Source organism: Enterobacter sp. CP102 (assembly GCF_025152625.1).
Taxonomy (GTDB): domain Bacteria; phylum Pseudomonadota; class Gammaproteobacteria; order Enterobacterales; family Enterobacteriaceae; genus Enterobacter; species Enterobacter soli.
The window spans coordinates 1,369,907-1,384,285 of the sequence record NZ_CP104014.1; the positions used below are offsets into that span (position 1 = coordinate 1,369,907).

15 protein-coding genes and 5 tRNA genes are annotated in these 14,379 nt (G+C 52.7%); 15 read left to right on the forward strand and 5 right to left on the reverse strand.

All coding sequences use genetic code 11. The features are described from left to right. The first annotated feature begins 65 nt into the window (after positions 1–65). The 14 genes from ybgC (at position 66) to pnuC (ending at position 8,382) form a co-directional block, all read left to right on the forward strand. Complete coding sequence (gene ybgC, locus N1249_RS06390) at positions 66–470, forward strand: tol-pal system-associated acyl-CoA thioesterase (RefSeq protein WP_014069388.1); 405 nt, start codon at positions 66–68, stop codon at positions 468–470. Continuing rightward, positions 467–1,159: a Tol-Pal system protein TolQ gene (gene tolQ / locus N1249_RS06395; protein WP_014069389.1), complete on the forward strand. Its 693-nt coding sequence runs from the start codon at positions 467–469 to the stop codon at positions 1,157–1,159. Before ybgC ends, tolQ begins: the two co-directional genes overlap by 4 nt. Positions 1,160–1,162: 3 nt before the next feature. Next, the gene (gene tolR, locus N1249_RS06400) at positions 1,163–1,591 is read left to right on the forward strand and encodes a colicin uptake protein TolR (RefSeq protein WP_003858589.1); all 429 of its coding nucleotides are present in this window, start codon (positions 1,163–1,165) and stop codon (positions 1,589–1,591) included. Positions 1,592–1,632: 41 nt separating this feature from the next. Next, positions 1,633–2,931: a cell envelope integrity protein TolA gene (gene tolA, locus N1249_RS06405; RefSeq protein ID WP_259835585.1), complete on the forward strand. Its 1,299-nt coding sequence runs from the start codon at positions 1,633–1,635 to the stop codon at positions 2,929–2,931. Positions 2,932–3,065: 134 nt separating this feature from the next. Beyond that, a complete protein-coding gene (gene tolB, locus N1249_RS06410) occupies positions 3,066–4,358 on the forward strand; it encodes a Tol-Pal system beta propeller repeat protein TolB (RefSeq protein ID WP_259838015.1) in 1,293 nt (430 codons plus the stop codon). Between the two features lie 35 nt (positions 4,359–4,393). Further along, the gene (gene pal / locus N1249_RS06415; RefSeq protein WP_003858578.1) at positions 4,394–4,915 is read left to right on the forward strand and encodes a peptidoglycan-associated lipoprotein Pal; all 522 of its coding nucleotides are present in this window, start codon (positions 4,394–4,396) and stop codon (positions 4,913–4,915) included. Between the two features lie 9 nt (positions 4,916–4,924). Continuing rightward, positions 4,925–5,719: a cell division protein CpoB gene (gene cpoB / locus N1249_RS06420; RefSeq protein WP_259835589.1), complete on the forward strand. Its 795-nt coding sequence runs from the start codon at positions 4,925–4,927 to the stop codon at positions 5,717–5,719. 161 nt (positions 5,720–5,880) lie between these two features. Next, positions 5,881–5,956 (forward strand) — tRNA-Lys (locus N1249_RS06425). 27 nt (positions 5,957–5,983) lie between these two features. Next, a tRNA-Val gene (locus N1249_RS06430) sits at positions 5,984–6,059 on the forward strand. 3 nt (positions 6,060–6,062) lie between these two features. Continuing rightward, positions 6,063–6,138 (forward strand) — tRNA-Lys (locus tag N1249_RS06435). 46 nt (positions 6,139–6,184) lie between these two features. After that, a tRNA-Lys gene (locus N1249_RS06440) sits at positions 6,185–6,260 on the forward strand. 23 nt (positions 6,261–6,283) lie between these two features. Then, positions 6,284–6,359, forward strand: a tRNA-Lys gene (locus N1249_RS06445). 237 nt (positions 6,360–6,596) lie between these two features. After that, a complete protein-coding gene (nadA, locus tag N1249_RS06450; protein WP_259835592.1) occupies positions 6,597–7,640 on the forward strand; it encodes a quinolinate synthase NadA in 1,044 nt (347 codons plus the stop codon). A gap of 22 nt (positions 7,641–7,662) precedes the next feature. Further along, positions 7,663–8,382, forward strand: a complete 720-nt coding sequence (gene pnuC / locus N1249_RS06455; RefSeq protein WP_259835595.1) for a nicotinamide riboside transporter PnuC — start codon at positions 7,663–7,665, stop codon at positions 8,380–8,382. On the opposite strand, the gene zitB is transcribed toward pnuC, so the two are convergent. Together zitB and N1249_RS06465 are read right to left on the reverse strand one after the other, a co-directional pair. Further along, positions 8,379–9,317 carry a CDF family zinc transporter ZitB gene (gene zitB, locus N1249_RS06460; protein WP_259835598.1) on the reverse strand — a complete coding sequence of 313 codons (939 nt, stop codon included), beginning with the start codon at positions 9,315–9,317 and terminating at the stop codon, positions 8,379–8,381. The two genes, pnuC and zitB, sit on opposite strands and share 4 nt — an antisense overlap. Before the next feature lie 99 nt (positions 9,318–9,416). Beyond that, complete coding sequence (locus N1249_RS06465; RefSeq protein WP_014069396.1) at positions 9,417–9,797, reverse strand: YbgS-like family protein; 381 nt, start codon at positions 9,795–9,797, stop codon at positions 9,417–9,419. A gap of 303 nt (positions 9,798–10,100) precedes the next feature. On the opposite strand from N1249_RS06465, the gene aroG reads away from it, so the two are divergent. After that, positions 10,101–11,153 carry a 3-deoxy-7-phosphoheptulonate synthase AroG gene (gene aroG, locus N1249_RS06470; protein WP_259835601.1) on the forward strand — a complete coding sequence of 351 codons (1,053 nt, stop codon included), beginning with the start codon at positions 10,101–10,103 and terminating at the stop codon, positions 11,151–11,153. A 61-nt stretch (positions 11,154–11,214) separates the two neighbouring features. Here the strand turns inward: aroG and gpmA are convergent, their stop codons facing one another. The 3 genes from gpmA to galK form a co-directional block, all read right to left on the reverse strand. Further along, on the reverse strand, positions 11,215–11,967 hold the full coding sequence (gene gpmA / locus N1249_RS06475; protein ID WP_014069398.1) for a 2,3-diphosphoglycerate-dependent phosphoglycerate mutase: 753 nt from the start codon (positions 11,965–11,967) through the stop codon (positions 11,215–11,217). Positions 11,968–12,192: 225 nt separating this feature from the next. Beyond that, positions 12,193–13,236 (reverse strand): galactose-1-epimerase, encoded by a 1,044-nt coding sequence (galM, locus tag N1249_RS06480; RefSeq protein WP_259835604.1) that lies wholly within the window; start codon positions 13,234–13,236, stop codon positions 12,193–12,195. Next, on the reverse strand, positions 13,230–14,378 hold the full coding sequence (gene galK, locus N1249_RS06485) for a galactokinase (protein ID WP_259835606.1): 1,149 nt from the start codon (positions 14,376–14,378) through the stop codon (positions 13,230–13,232). The genes galM and galK overlap by 7 nt, the downstream gene beginning before the upstream one ends. Position 14,379 lies beyond the last annotated feature (1 nt).

Below are 14,379 nucleotides of genomic sequence, written 5' to 3' on the forward strand. Positions count from 1 at the left end.
CATTCCCGCGCGTATAGTAGCGAAGTTTAAAAGCTCTAACTTTTGTTGCATTACCGGGATGTAAAGTGAATACAACGCTGTTTCGATGGCCGGTTCGTGTCTACTACGAAGATACCGATGCCGGTGGTGTGGTTTACCACGCCAGCTACGTTGCTTTTTATGAACGGGCACGCACAGAGATGCTGCGACATCATCACTTTAGCCAACAAGTGCTGTTGGCTGAGCGAGTTGCCTTTGTGGTACGCAAGATGACGCTTGAGTATTTTGCGCCTGCCAGACTCGACGATATGCTCGAAGTCCAAACAGAAATAACATCAATGCGCGGAACCTCACTGGTATTCACGCAACGGATCCTCAATGCAGAGAACACGGTACTGAACGAAGCTGAAGTACTGATTGTCTGTGTTGATCCACTCATCATGAAGCCTCGTGCGCTTCCTAAGTCTATTGTCGCGGAGTTTAAGCAGTGACTGACATGAATATCCTTGATTTGTTCCTGAAGGCAAGCCTTCTGGTTAAACTTATCATGTTGATTTTGATTGGTTTTTCAATCGCATCCTGGGCCATCATCATCCAGAGAACGCGTATCCTCAATGCCGCTGGCCGCGAGGCTGAAGCGTTTGAAGACAAGTTCTGGTCTGGTATCGAACTTTCCCGTCTGTATCAGGAAAGCCAGGGGCGTCGGGATAACCTCGCAGGCTCCGAACAAATTTTTTACAGCGGTTTCAAAGAATTCGCCCGTTTGCATCGCGCTAACAGCCATGCACCGGAAGCGGTCGTTGAAGGTGCGTCCCGTGCGATGCGCATTTCCATGAACCGTGAACTGGAAACCCTTGAAACGCATATTCCTTTCCTTGGCACAGTCGGTTCCATCAGCCCGTATATCGGCCTGTTCGGTACGGTGTGGGGGATTATGCACGCCTTTATCGCCCTGGGTGCGGTGAAGCAGGCAACGTTGCAGATGGTTGCACCGGGTATCGCAGAAGCACTGATCGCGACCGCTATCGGTCTGTTCGCCGCTATCCCGGCGGTTATGGCGTATAACCGTCTGAATCAGCGCGTGAACAAACTGGAACTGAACTACGACAACTTTATGGAAGAGTTCACCGCGATTCTGCACCGTCAGGCGTTTACCAGCACCGAGAGTAACAAGGGGTAAACCATGGCCAGATCGCGTGGACGAGGTCGTCGCGAGCTCAAGTCCGAAATCAATATCGTTCCGCTGCTGGACGTACTGTTAGTGCTGCTGCTTATCTTTATGGCAACAGCACCGATAATCACCCAGAGCGTGGAAGTTGATCTGCCGGATGCGACAGAATCACAGGCGGTAAGCACCAATGACGATCCTCCGGTCATCATTGAGGTTTCCGGCGTAGGGCAATACAGCGTGGTGGTAGAAAAAGATCGTATGGATCAGTTACCGCCAGAGCAGGTGATTGCCGAAGCGCAGCGCCGTCTGGAGTCAAATCCGAAGACGGTCTTCTTAATCGGTGGTGCAAAAGATGTGCCTTACGATGAAATTATAAAAGCGCTGAACTTGCTCCATAGCGCGGGCGTTAAGTCTGTTGGCTTAATGACGCAGCCTATTTGATCACCTGCTAGCAGTGGGATACGAGTTTTTGGGAACCGATAGTGTCAAAGGCAACCGAACAAAACGATAAGCTTAAGCGAGCGATAATTATCTCCGCAGTGCTGCACGTTATTCTTTTTGCGGCACTGATCTGGAGTTCGTTCGACGAGCATATAGATGCATCAGCTGGCGGTGGTGGGGGGTCTTCCATCGACGCCGTCATGGTGGATCCTGGTGCGGTAGTACAAAACTATAATCGCCAGCAACAACAGCAGGCGAGTGCAAAACGTGCTGAAGAGCAGCGTGATAAACAGGCGCAACAGCAAGCTGAGGAACTGCGTGAAAAGCAGGCCGCAGAGCAGGAGCGTTTGAAGCAGCTCGAGAAAGAACGTTTGCAGGCTCAGGAAGCAGCAAAAGAGCAGGCGGAACAGCAGAAACAGGCTGAAGCCGCCGCTAAAAAAGCGCAGGAACAGCAGAAACAAGCCGAAGAGGCCGCAGCGAAAGCGGCTGCTGACGCGAAAGCTCAGGCCGACGCACAGGCAAAACTGGCCGCAGAAGCCGCGAAGAAAGCCGCAGCAGATGCCCAGAAACAGGCTGAGGAAGCAGCGAAGAAAGCGGCTGCCGATGCTCAGAAGAAAGCTGAAGCCGAAGCCGCGAAAAAAGCCGCAGCAGATGCCCAGAAGAAAGCTGAAGCAGATGCCGCGAAAAAAGCCGCTCAGGAAGCTGAGAAGAAAGCTGCTGCCGATGCGGCTAAGAAAGCGGCTGCCGCTGAGAAAGCTGCTGCGGAAAAAGCCGCTGCTGCTGAGAAGGCTGCTGCCGCCGCTGAAGCTAAGAAAGCGGCTGCCGCTGAAAAGGCTGCTGCGGATAAAGCTGCCGCTGCTGCAAAAGCTGCTGCTGATAAGAAAGCCGCTGCGGCCGAAAAAGCGGCTGCTAAAAAGGCTGCCGCGGAAAAAGCCGCTGCTGCCTCAGGGGTGGATGACCTGCTGGGCGACCTGAGTTCTGGTAAGAATGCGCCGAAAGGCACGACCAGTGGTAGCGCTGGTGGTTCATCTCCTGCTAAAGGAAGTAAGCCGGGGCAGGGTGGGGCATCTCAGGCAGAGATTGCTTCGTACATCTCTCAGGTTCAGGCAGCCATTCGTGGCCACCTGTATGACTGGGATACCTACAAAGGTAAAACCTGTACTTTGCGTGTAAACATTAGTTCCGACGGCTCGATACTTAGCGTGAAACCGGAAGGTGGGGACGATGCGTTCTGTCAGCAGATGCTGTCTGCGACCAGCAGAATGACCAAGTTCCCTAAACCGCCATCTCAGGCTGTGTATGAAACGTTTAAAAATGCACCGCTGGACTTCAAACCTTAAGTTACATTTTCCCCGTGCAAACGGGGAAAAATAGACCAGGTTTAGTCACAGGGTTCTGGTAGTTTTGTCTATTTGAGTTTGTTAACATTCTGCTAAATTATCGCGGGTAAGGTTACCCAGATAAGGGAGATATGATGAAGCAGGCATTACGTGTAGCATTTAGTTTCTTAATGCTGTGGGCAGCTGTGCTGCACGCAGAAGTACGTATCGAGATCACCCAGGGGGTAGACTCGGCACGCCCAATCGGTGTTGTACCGTTCCAGTGGGCCGGTCCTGGCGCTGCACCAGAAGATATTGGTGGCATCGTTGCGGCTGACCTGCGTAACAGCGGTAAATTCAACCCGTTAGATCGTTCTCGTCTGCCTCAGCAGCCGGGTACTGCGCAGGAAGTTCAACCTGCTGCATGGTCTGCGCTGGGTATTGATGCGGTTGTTGTAGGCCAGGTTACTCCGAGCCCGGACGGCGGCTATAACGTGGCTTATCAGCTGGTGGATACCGGTGGTGCACCAGGTACCGTTCTGGCTCAGAACTCTTACAAAGTGAACAAGCAATGGCTGCGTTATGCTGGCCACACGGCAAGTGACGAAGTATTCGAGAAGCTGACCACCATTAAAGGTGCTTTCCGTACTCGTATCGCTTATGTGGTGCAGACCAATGGTGGTCAGTTCCCGTATGAACTCCGCGTGTCCGATTACGACGGTTATAACCAGTTCACTGTTCACCGTTCTGCACAGCCGCTGATGTCTCCGGCATGGTCTCCAGACGGTTCTAAACTGGCTTATGTTACCTTCGAAAGCGGTCGTTCTGCGCTGGTCATTCAGACGCTGTCTAACGGTGCTGTACGCCAGGTTGCGTCCTTCCCGCGTCACAACGGTGCGCCTTCATTCTCTCCGGATGGTTCTAAACTGGCATTTGCCCTGTCTAAAACCGGTAGCTTGAACCTGTACGTGATGGACATTGGTTCTGGTCAGATCCGTCAGGTGACTGATGGTCGTAGCAACAACACTGAGCCGACCTGGTTCCCGGATAGCCAGAACCTGGCGTTTACTTCCGACCAGGCAGGCCGTCCACAAATCTATAAAGTGAATGTCAACGGCGGTGCTCCACAGCGTATTTCCTGGGAAGGTACACAGAACCAGAACGCAGACGTGAGCAGCGACGGTAAGTTTATGGTAATGGTCAGCTCCAACGGTGGGCAGCAGCACATTGCCAAACAAGATCTGGTAGCGGGTGGCGTTCAAGTTCTGTCGTCAACGTTCCTGGATGAAACGCCAAGTCTGGCACCTAACGGCACTATGGTAATCTACAGCTCTTCTCAGGGGATGGGATCTGTGCTGAATCTGGTTTCTACAGATGGGCGTTTCAAAGCGCGTATTCCGGCTACTGATGGACAGGTAAAATCACCTGCCTGGTCGCCGTATCTGTAAATAATAATTAATTGATTACTAAAGGAATCATAGAAATGCAACTGAACAAAGTGCTGAAGGGGCTGATGATCGCTCTGCCTGTAATGGCAATCGCAGCGTGTTCTTCTAACAAGAACGCAAGCAATGACCAGAGCGGCGAAGGCATGATGGGTGCCGGCACCGGTATGGACGCGAACGGCAATGGCAACATGTCTTCTGAAGAGCAAGCGCGTCTTCAGATGCAGCAGCTGCAGCAGAACAACATCGTTTACTTCGATCTGGATAAGTACGACATCCGTTCTGACTTCGCTGCGATGCTGGATGCTCACGCTAACTTCCTGCGTAGCAACCCATCTTACAAAGTCACCGTAGAAGGTCACGCGGACGAACGTGGTACTCCAGAGTACAACATCTCCCTGGGTGAACGTCGTGCTAACGCTGTTAAAATGTACCTGCAAGGTAAAGGCGTTTCTGCTGACCAGATCTCCATCGTTTCTTACGGTAAAGAAAAACCAGCAGTACTGGGTCATGACGAAGCGGCTTACTCCAAAAACCGTCGTGCCGTACTGGTTTACTAAGAGAATTGCATGAACAGTAACTTCAGACATCATTTGTTGAGTCTGTCGTTACTGGTTGGAATAGCGGCCCCCTGGGCCGCTTTTGCTCAGGCACCAATCAGTAGTGTCGGCTCAGGCTCGGTTGAAGACCGTGTCACTCAACTCGAGCGTATTTCTAATGCTCACAGCCAGCTTTTAACCCAACTCCAGCAGCAACTTTCCGATAACCAAAGCGATATTGATTCTTTACGTGGGCAGATCCAGGAAAGTCAGTATCAGCTTAATCAGGTTATGGATCGTCAGAAGCAGATCATGTTGCAAATCGATAGCCTGAGTAATGGTGGTGCAGCTGCACAGCCAGCAGCGGGCGATCAGAGTGGTGGTGCTGCGGCAACACCGGCTCCGGCAGCAGATGCTTCAGCCTCGACAGGTGCGCCTGTCCAGAGCGGTGACGCGAATACGGATTACAACGCGGCCATTGCCCTGGTACAGGACAAATCTCGTCAGGACGATGCTATCGTTGCGTTTCAAAACTTCGTCAAGAAGTACCCTGATTCCACTTACCAGCCAAATGCGAATTACTGGCTAGGTCAGCTGAATTACAACAAGGGTAAGAAGGATGATGCGGCGTTTTATTTTGCCTCTGTGGTGAAAAATTACCCAAAATCACCTAAAGCACCTGATGCGATGTTCAAGGTCGGCGTGATCATGCAGGACAAAGGTGATAACGCAAAAGCGAAAGCCGTCTACCAGCAGGTTGTGACGAAGTTCCCGGGTACCGAAGGTGCCAAACAGGCGCAAAAACGTCTGAATTCGATGGGATGATTACCGCATGACCAGAAATCGCGTTATTTCTGGTCGTGCAGCATGATTACTAAGCAGTTAAGTGATCTTCATCGAAATTTTTGTTGCGCAGAATTCTTAAATCAGTAATATATGCCGCCGTTGCCACGGGATATCAAACAACGTGAAAGCAGCGCAAAAGTGGGTCGTTAGCTCAGTTGGTAGAGCAGTTGACTTTTAATCAATTGGTCGCAGGTTCGAATCCTGCACGACCCACCACTTAAAGTAGTTCCAGTAGTACAGAGTGGGTGATTAGCTCAGTTGGTAGAGCATCTCCTTTACACGGAGGGGGTCGGCGGTTCGAGCCCGTCATCACCCACCACTCGGGTCGTTAGCTCAGTTGGTAGAGCAGTTGACTTTTAATCAATTGGTCGCAGGTTCGAATCCTGCACGACCCACCACTTTACGGTGGTCCCGAGTAAAAATCTTCGAAGTCAGCACCCGAATGGGTCGTTAGCTCAGTTGGTAGAGCAGTTGACTTTTAATCAATTGGTCGCAGGTTCGAATCCTGCACGACCCACCACTTCGAAGAAAAAATCCCGCAAGGGGTCGTTAGCTCAGTTGGTAGAGCAGTTGACTTTTAATCAATTGGTCGCAGGTTCGAATCCTGCACGACCCACCAATGTAAAAAAGCGCCCTAAAGGCGCTTTTTTGCTATCTGTTGTTCCGATATGTGTCGACCTTGTAGGTCGGGTAAGGCAAAGCCGCCACCCGACAAATGCTACGCACACCTATTTCCGGTGACTTTTCACCTCAAATTCGCTATCTTGTTTAGTATACAAAACACAATTGCCACCCGTTTTGCTATGTCATGCAAAAGAAAGGCAATATTGTTAAGCCCGTAAAACGAGAAGCCATAATGAGTGTGATGTTCGATCCAGAAGCCGCGATCTATCCCTTCCCGCCAAAGCCCGTCCCGCTAACCCTGGATGAAAAACAGTTCTACCGTGAGAAGATCAAACGACTTCTCAAAGAGCGTGATGCGGTGATGGTGGCGCATTACTACACCGACCCGGAAATTCAGCAACTGGCGGAAGAGACTGGCGGGTGTATCTCCGATTCCCTGGAGATGGCGCGTTTTGGCGCAAAACATCCCGCTTCCACACTACTGGTGGCGGGCGTGCGTTTTATGGGGGAAACGGCAAAGATCTTAAGCCCGGAAAAAACCATCCTGATGCCGACGTTAAACGCCGAATGCTCGCTCGATCTCGGTTGCCCAATCGAGGAGTTCTCCGCGTTCTGCGATGCGCATCCTGATCGTACTGTCGTGGTCTACGCCAATACCTCTGCCGCGGTAAAAGCACGAGCAGACTGGGTGGTGACCTCCAGCATTGCGGTAGAGCTGATTGAACATCTGGATAGCCTGGGCGAGAAAATTATCTGGGCACCCGATCGCCATCTTGGGAACTATGTTCAAAAGCAAACCGGTGCCGATGTGCTCTGCTGGCAGGGCGCATGTATTGTGCATGATGAATTCAAAACGCAAGCGCTGGCACGCATGAAGGGGTTATACCCGCAGGCGGCCATTCTCGTTCACCCGGAATCACCGCAGTCGATTGTCGACATGGCAGATGCCGTGGGGTCAACCAGTCAGCTGATTAATGCCGCGAAGACGCTACCGCACAAGCAACTTATTGTGGCCACCGATCGCGGCATCTTCTATAAGATGCAACAGGCCGTGCCGGAAAAAGAGCTGCTCGAAGCGCCGACCGCAGGAGAGGGCGCAACCTGTCGTAGCTGCGCCCATTGTCCGTGGATGGCGATGAACGGCCTGAAAGCCATTGCTGAAGGGTTAGAAACGGGTGGTGCGGCCCATGAAATCCATGTGGATGCCGCATTGCGTGAAGGCGCGTTAATTCCGCTTAACCGAATGCTGGATTTTGCGGCTACACTACGTACTTAATTCAACACGCCCAGGGGAAAAGATGGATTTTTTTAGCACGCAAAACATTCTGGTTCATATACCGATTGGTGCGGGTGGCTACGACCTGTCATGGATTGAAGCGATAGGCACTCTGGCTGGCCTGCTTTGCATCTGGTTGGCCAGCCTGGAGAAGATCAGCAACTACGCGTTTGGGCTTATCAACGTCACGCTGTTTGCGATTATTTTCTTCCAGATCCAGCTCTACGCCAGCCTGCTGTTACAGCTATTTTTCTTTGCCGCGAATATTTATGGCTGGTATGCCTGGTCGCGCCAGAACAGCCAGCAGGAAGCAGAACTCCAGATCCGCTGGTTGCCGCTACCCAAAGCAATCGCCTGGTTTGTGGCCTGCGTAGTCGCTATCGGCTTGATGACCGTGTTTATCAACCCGGTGTTCGCCTTCCTGACGCGCATTGCGGTGTCAGTGATGTCTGCGCTTGGGCTGAATGTCACTATGCCCGAACTCCAGCCTGATGCCTTCCCGTTCTGGGATTCCTGCATGATGGTGCTGTCGATTGCGGCGATGATCCTGATGACCCGCAAATACGTCGAAAACTGGTTGCTGTGGGTCATCATTAACGTCATCAGCGTGGTGATTTTCGCCCTGCAAGGCGTTTACGCCATGTCACTGGAATATCTGCTGCTGACCTTCATTGCGCTCAACGGTAGCCGTATGTGGATAAACAGCGCGCGTGAACGTGGCTCACACGCGTTATCCAGTTAATGATGGTGATGATGTGAATGGCCGGACTGCATCTCGTTAAGATGGCAGTCCGGGCCGTTACAGGGCTGATACTCCATCTGGATGGTTGCGTGAGCAATCTCGTAGTGGTGTTCCAGGAAATGCTGAATGCGTTCAAGTAGCGCATCATGATCGTGAGGTGGGATCACCTGGACATGCAGTGTCATAATCGGTTTTTCACCCACCAGCCAGACATGAACATGGTGCACGTTTCGCACTTCCGGGATCGAGCGGCACAGGTTGCGCTTCAGCGCCGGGATATCCAGCGAAGTGGGCGCTCCCTCCAGTAACTCATTGACGCTCTCTTTCAAAAGCCGCCAGGCACTGCGCAGCACAAGACATGAAACCAGCACCGACAGGATCGGGTCGACAGGCGTCCAGCCCGTGTAGAGGATAACCAGCGCAGCCGCGATAGCCCCGACCGAACCCAGCAAATCCCCCAGCACGTGAAGCGCCGCGGCCCGTACGTTCAGATTCTTTTCGCCGCTGCCACGATGCAAAATCCAGAATGCCAGGATGTTGGCAAGCAGCCCGGCAACGGCAATAACCATCATGGTTACACCGGCAACAGGCTGCGGGTGTCTGAAACGCTGGAACGCCTCCCAGACGATAAGCATGGTAATAACAACCAGCGCAATGGCATTAACAAAAGCCGCAAGGGTCGTCAGCCTGAGCCAGCCAAACGTATGACGGGCGTTTGGTGGCCGACGTGCAAACTGTACCGCCAGCAGTGCAAACAGCAGGGCGGCAGCGTCGGTAAGCATATGCCCGGCGTCTGCCAGCAGCGCCAGAGAGCCTGAAACCAGCCCGCCGATGACCTCGATGACCATAAAGGTTGCGGTAACCCCGAAAGCCAGCGCCAGCCGCTTAGCGTTGTCGTCACCGGAAGTGTGTGAATGGGAGTGGGTGTGCGCCATGTCTTCTTTCCTGATTTATTATTATTTTTAGTGTAGCGTTTTTAAGAGGTTAAATAAAAAAGGAGAGCTCAGGCTCTCCTTTGGTCAGAATATTCACTTTTACTGCGTGGTGCCATCCGTTTTGGTATCAGCATCGTTACCCACTTTGTCATTTGGGTCCGGGCATTTACCGTCTTTACACATCGAATTTTTATGCACCTCATCCGTGGTCATACCGTCATGATTCATCGTGCCCGAACCGGTACCGTTCGGATGGAGCATTGTCCCACCCGTATTGGTGCTGCCGTTGTTGATATGGCTGTTATCGACATTATTAGGGGCGATGTTCTGTTTGGCATCAGGGGCGACCTGCCCTGCTGATGCTGCTGCATTGGCGTCACCGTTGCCTTCAGATGCGCTAGTCTCTGCGGCGAGCACGCTACCGCTTGCCAGGGTGAGGGTGGCGGTCAGGAAGAGGGTTGCCAGTTTCGTCATTTTCATCATGCTGCTCCTGTTTTTGTCGTTACGCTGGATAACATTTCCAACAGTGCATCTCGTTCACAGGCGAAAGATTCTGGCATACAGACTTACGTCAGTATCGAATCGCGTTTAATCACTCAAAAATAGTTGTTACAGTCAAAAAGCTTAGGCCATAACTCGTTTTTCGCTATTTTGTGGCGATTTTTAGGCTGATTCCAGGAATTATCTGCGTGAAGTGTAAAAGCCCGTTTACACTTCCTGGCCGACGAGATAGATTGAAGGGATTGCAATCATTACTAAAGATATGGCAGAGCTGAACAGAAAATGAATTATCAGAATGACGATTTACGCATTAAAGAGATCAATGAGTTATTACCTCCAGTAGCACTCCTTGAAAAATTCCCCGCCACAGAAAACGCAGCAAACACGGTTTCCCATGCCCGCAAAGCGATCCATAAGATCCTGAAAGGTAATGACGATCGTCTTCTGGTGGTGATTGGCCCATGCTCCATTCACGATCCAGCTGCAGCCAAAGAGTACGCTTCCCGTCTGATTAAACTGCGTGATGAGCTTAAAGGTGAGCTCGAAATCGTGATGCGCGTTTATTTTGAAAAGCCGCGCACCACCGTGGGCTGGAAAGGGCTGATTAACGATCCACACATGGATAACAGCTTCCAGATCAACGACGGTCTGCGCATCGCGCGTAAGCTGCTGCTGGAAATCAACGACAGCGGTCTGCCAGCTGCCGGTGAATTCCTGGACATGATCACCCCACAGTATCTTGCCGACCTCATGAGCTGGGGCGCTATCGGCGCACGTACCACAGAATCTCAGGTACACCGCGAACTGGCATCCGGCCTTTCTTGCCCGGTTGGTTTTAAAAACGGGACCGACGGCACCATCAAAGTGGCCATTGACGCAATCAATGCCGCAGGCGCGCCGCACTGCTTCCTGTCAGTGACCAAATGGGGTCACTCTGCCATCGTGAACACCAGCGGCAACGGCGACTGCCACATCATCCTGCGCGGCGGTAAAGAGCCGAACTACAGCGCAAAACATGTGGCAGAAGTGAAAACCGGTCTTGAGAAAGCAGGGCTGTCACCGCAGGTGATGATCGACTTCAGCCACGCAAACTCCAGCAAGCAATTCAAAAAGCAGATGGACGTGGGCACGGACGTTTGTCAGCAGATTGCGGGCGGCGAAACGGCAGTCATCGGTGTGATGATCGAAAGTCACCTGGTTGAAGGCAACCAGAATCTGGAAGGCAGCGAGCCGCTGGTTTATGGCAAGAGCGTGACGGATGCCTGCATTGGCTGGGAAGATACTGACACGATTCTGCGTCAGCTGGCGGAAGCGGTAAAAGCACGTCGCGGCTGAAACAGGTTCAGGCAATAAAAAAGCGTGGATTGCTCCACGCTTTTTTTATGTCTGGCGAAAATTACTTCGCTTTACCCTGGTTCGCTACAGCCGCCGCTTTTGCAGCGATTTCGTCAGCGTTACCCAGATAGTAGTGTTTGATTGGTTTGAAGTTTTCATCGAACTCGTATACCAGCGGCACGCCAGTTGGGATGTTCAGTTCGAGGATCTCGTCTTCACCCATGTTATCCAGGAATTTCACCAGCGCGCGCAGGGAGTTACCGTGAGCTGCAATGATAACGCGCTCACCGCTTTTCAGGCGTGGCAGAATGGTTTCGTTCCAGTAAGGCACAACGCGGTCGATGGTCAGCGCCAGGCTTTCGGTCTGTGGCAGTTCAGCATCGGTCAGTTTTGCGTAGCGCGGATCGTGGCCCGGGTAACGCTCGTCATCTTTGGTCAGCTCTGGTGGAGTCACCGCGAAGCCACGACGCCATTGTTTAACTTGCTCGTCACCGTATTTCTCAGCGGTTTCAGCTTTGTTCAGGCCTTGCAGAGCACCGTAGTGACGCTCGTTCAGTTTCCAGGACTTTTCAACTGGCAGCCATGCCTGATCCAGCTCGTCCAGAACGTTCCACAGAGTGTGGATGGCACGTTTCAGCACAGAGGTGTAAGCAAAATCAAAGCTGAAGCCTTCTTCCTTCAGCAGTTTACCTGCCGCTTTCGCTTCGCTTACGCCTTTCTCGGACAGGTCAACATCGTACCAACCGGTAAAGCGGTTTTCGTTGTTCCACTGGCTTTCGCCGTGGCGCACCAGAACCAGCTTAGTAATAGCCATCTCTTACTCCTCAAGCATTTTGAATGATAACAATTCTCATTATATTGCCGTGTCAGTGCCAGCGGCAACGCTTAACCATAACCATAGCGAAAATAGTCTCTCAGTGTAAGCTGCTTGTGAATCCAGGGTTATGATTTTGTCTATGAGTGGCGCTATTTTCAGCAAGATGGACAAAAAAAAGCCCTCATGGTGAGGGCTCTACATTTCTCAGGATTGCGCCTGGCGTTACGCGTGAGGAATAAAATGATATTCCGTTACGCTAACGTACTCTTCACCCGGGCGCAGCACGCAGTCTGGCTGCGGCCATTCCGTATGGTTAGGGCTGTCCGGGAGGAACTCGCTTTCCAGCGCCAGGCCCTGCCAGTCGCTGTATTCGTTATGCGCGCGGGCTGGCGTGCCGCCGAGGTAGTTACCCGAATAAAATTGCAGGGCAGGGGCCGTGGTGTAGACCGTCATCTGCAACTTTTCATCCGCCGACCAGACATGGGCCGCAGGCTTCTTCACGTCGCCTTGTGCCTGTAACAGGAAAGCGTGGTCGTAACCTTTCACTTTGCGCTGATCGTCATCGCTCAGGAAATCCTGGGCGACAGGTTTGGCCGCGCGGAAATCAAAGCTGGTGCCGCTCACCGATTTCAGGCCCTGATACGGGATACCCATCTCATCAACAGGCAGATAGTCATCTGCCAGCAGCTGAAGCTTATGCTGGCGAACATCGCACTGGTTTCCGTCGAGATTGAAATACGCGTGGTTAGTCATATTGACCGGACAGGCTTTATCGGTCGTTGCGCGGTACTCAATCGCAATACGGTTATCTTTCGTCAGGGTAAAACGCGCCGTGGCGACGAGATTACCCGGGAAGCCCTGATCGCCATCAGGAGAGTCCAGCGAGAACAGCACTTCGCCATCATTCTGCTGAACAATCTGCCAACGGCGTTTATCAAATCCTTCCGGTCCGCCATGCAGCTGGTTTTCGCCCTGGCTGGACAGCAGCGGATAGCTCACGCCATCCAGTACAAAACGGCTTTTGGCGATGCGGTTGGCGTAACGGCCCACGGATGCGCCAAGATAGGCCGCCTGAGTGAGGTATTGTTCCGGCGACGCGCAGCCGAGCAGGGTTTCACGCACGCTGCCATCGGGCATAGGCACACGTGCTGAGAGTAATGTTGCGCCCCAGTCCATCAGCGTAACCACCATCCCTGCGCTGTTGCGCAGGGTTAACAGGCGATACGGCAGACCATCCGGTGCGAGGGTTGGCGTTTCGTTTAGCACTGTCCCGCTCCTTGTGTTGCTTTACACACATAGAAGGTTTCTTTGATGCCGGTTTTGGCTTCGTACTGTTTCGCTACGGCATCCTGAACGGCCGGAACCAGCTCTTCAGGTACCAGCGCCACGACGCAGCCGCCGAAACCGCCGCCAGTCATACGCACACCGCCCTGATCGCCGATGGTGGCTTTAACAATCTCAACCAGGGTGTCGATTTGCGGCACGGTGATTTCGAAATCATCGCGCATAGAGGCATGAGATTCAGCCATCAGCTCACCCATGCGTTTCAAATCGCCTTTTGCCAGCGCTGAAGCGGCTTCCACCGTACGGGCGTTTTCAGTCAGAACGTGGCGAACACGTTTGGCAACGATCGGATCAAGCTCATGGGCAACTTTGTTGAATTCATTGATAGAAACGTCGCGCAGGGCAGTCTGCTGGAAGAAACGCGCGCCGGTTTCGCACTGCTCACGACGGGTGTTGTACTCGCTGCCGACCAGGGTACGCTTGAAGTTACTGTTGATGATAACCACCGCCGCGCCTTTTGGCAGCGGAACCGCTTTGCTTCCCAGCGAACGGCAGTCGATCAGCAGCGCGTGCTCTTTTTTGCCCAGCGCGGAGATCAACTGGTCCATGATGCCGCAGTTACAGCCCACGAACTGGTTTTCTGCTTCCTGGCCATTCAGCGCGATTTGCGCGCCATCCAGCGGCAGATGATAAAGCTGCTGGAACACCGTTCCTACCGCCACTTCCAGCGAAGCCGATGAGCTCAGCCCGGCACCCTGCGGGACGTTACCGCTGATCACCAGATCGGCACCGCCGAAGTTTTTATTGCGCTTTTGCAGATGCTTAACCACGCCGCGCACGTAGTTCGACCATTGCTGGGTATCGTGCGCAATAATCGGGGCATCCAGAGAGAATTCGTCAGCCTGGTTGTCATAATCCGCCGCTACTACGCGAACCTTGCGGTCATCACGCCTGGCGCAGCTGATCACCGTCTGGTAATCAATGGCGCAGGGCAGCACGAAACCATCGTTATAATCTGTGTGTTCGCCAATCAGGTTTACGCGGCCAGGCGCCTGAATAACGTGGGTGGCAGGGTAGCCAAATGTTTCAGCAAACAGGGATTGTGTTTTATCTTTCAGACTCATT

What these genes read in the sequence shown, in the direction of transcription:
- tolR (WP_003858589.1), top strand. Translation starts at nt 1,163, where the DNA reads ATGGCCAGATCGCGTGGACGAGGTCGTCGCGAGCTCAAGTCCGAAATC.
- tolB (WP_259838015.1), top strand. Translation starts at nt 3,066, where the DNA reads ATGAAGCAGGCATTACGTGTAGCATTTAGTTTCTTAATGCTGTGGGCA.
- pal (WP_003858578.1), top strand. Translation starts at nt 4,394, where the DNA reads ATGCAACTGAACAAAGTGCTGAAGGGGCTGATGATCGCTCTGCCTGTA.
- cpoB (WP_259835589.1), top strand. Translation starts at nt 4,925, where the DNA reads ATGAACAGTAACTTCAGACATCATTTGTTGAGTCTGTCGTTACTGGTT.
- nadA (WP_259835592.1), top strand. Translation starts at nt 6,597, where the DNA reads ATGAGTGTGATGTTCGATCCAGAAGCCGCGATCTATCCCTTCCCGCCA.
- pnuC (WP_259835595.1), top strand. Translation starts at nt 7,663, where the DNA reads ATGGATTTTTTTAGCACGCAAAACATTCTGGTTCATATACCGATTGGT.
- zitB (WP_259835598.1), bottom strand. Translation starts at nt 9,317, where the DNA reads ATGGCGCACACCCACTCCCATTCACACACTTCCGGTGACGACAACGCT.
- N1249_RS06465 (WP_014069396.1), bottom strand. Translation starts at nt 9,797, where the DNA reads ATGAAAATGACGAAACTGGCAACCCTCTTCCTGACCGCCACCCTCACC.
- aroG (WP_259835601.1), top strand. Translation starts at nt 10,101, where the DNA reads ATGAATTATCAGAATGACGATTTACGCATTAAAGAGATCAATGAGTTA.
- gpmA (WP_014069398.1), bottom strand. Translation starts at nt 11,967, where the DNA reads ATGGCTATTACTAAGCTGGTTCTGGTGCGCCACGGCGAAAGCCAGTGG.
- galK (WP_259835606.1), bottom strand. Translation starts at nt 14,378, where the DNA reads ATGAGTCTGAAAGATAAAACACAATCCCTGTTTGCTGAAACATTTGGC.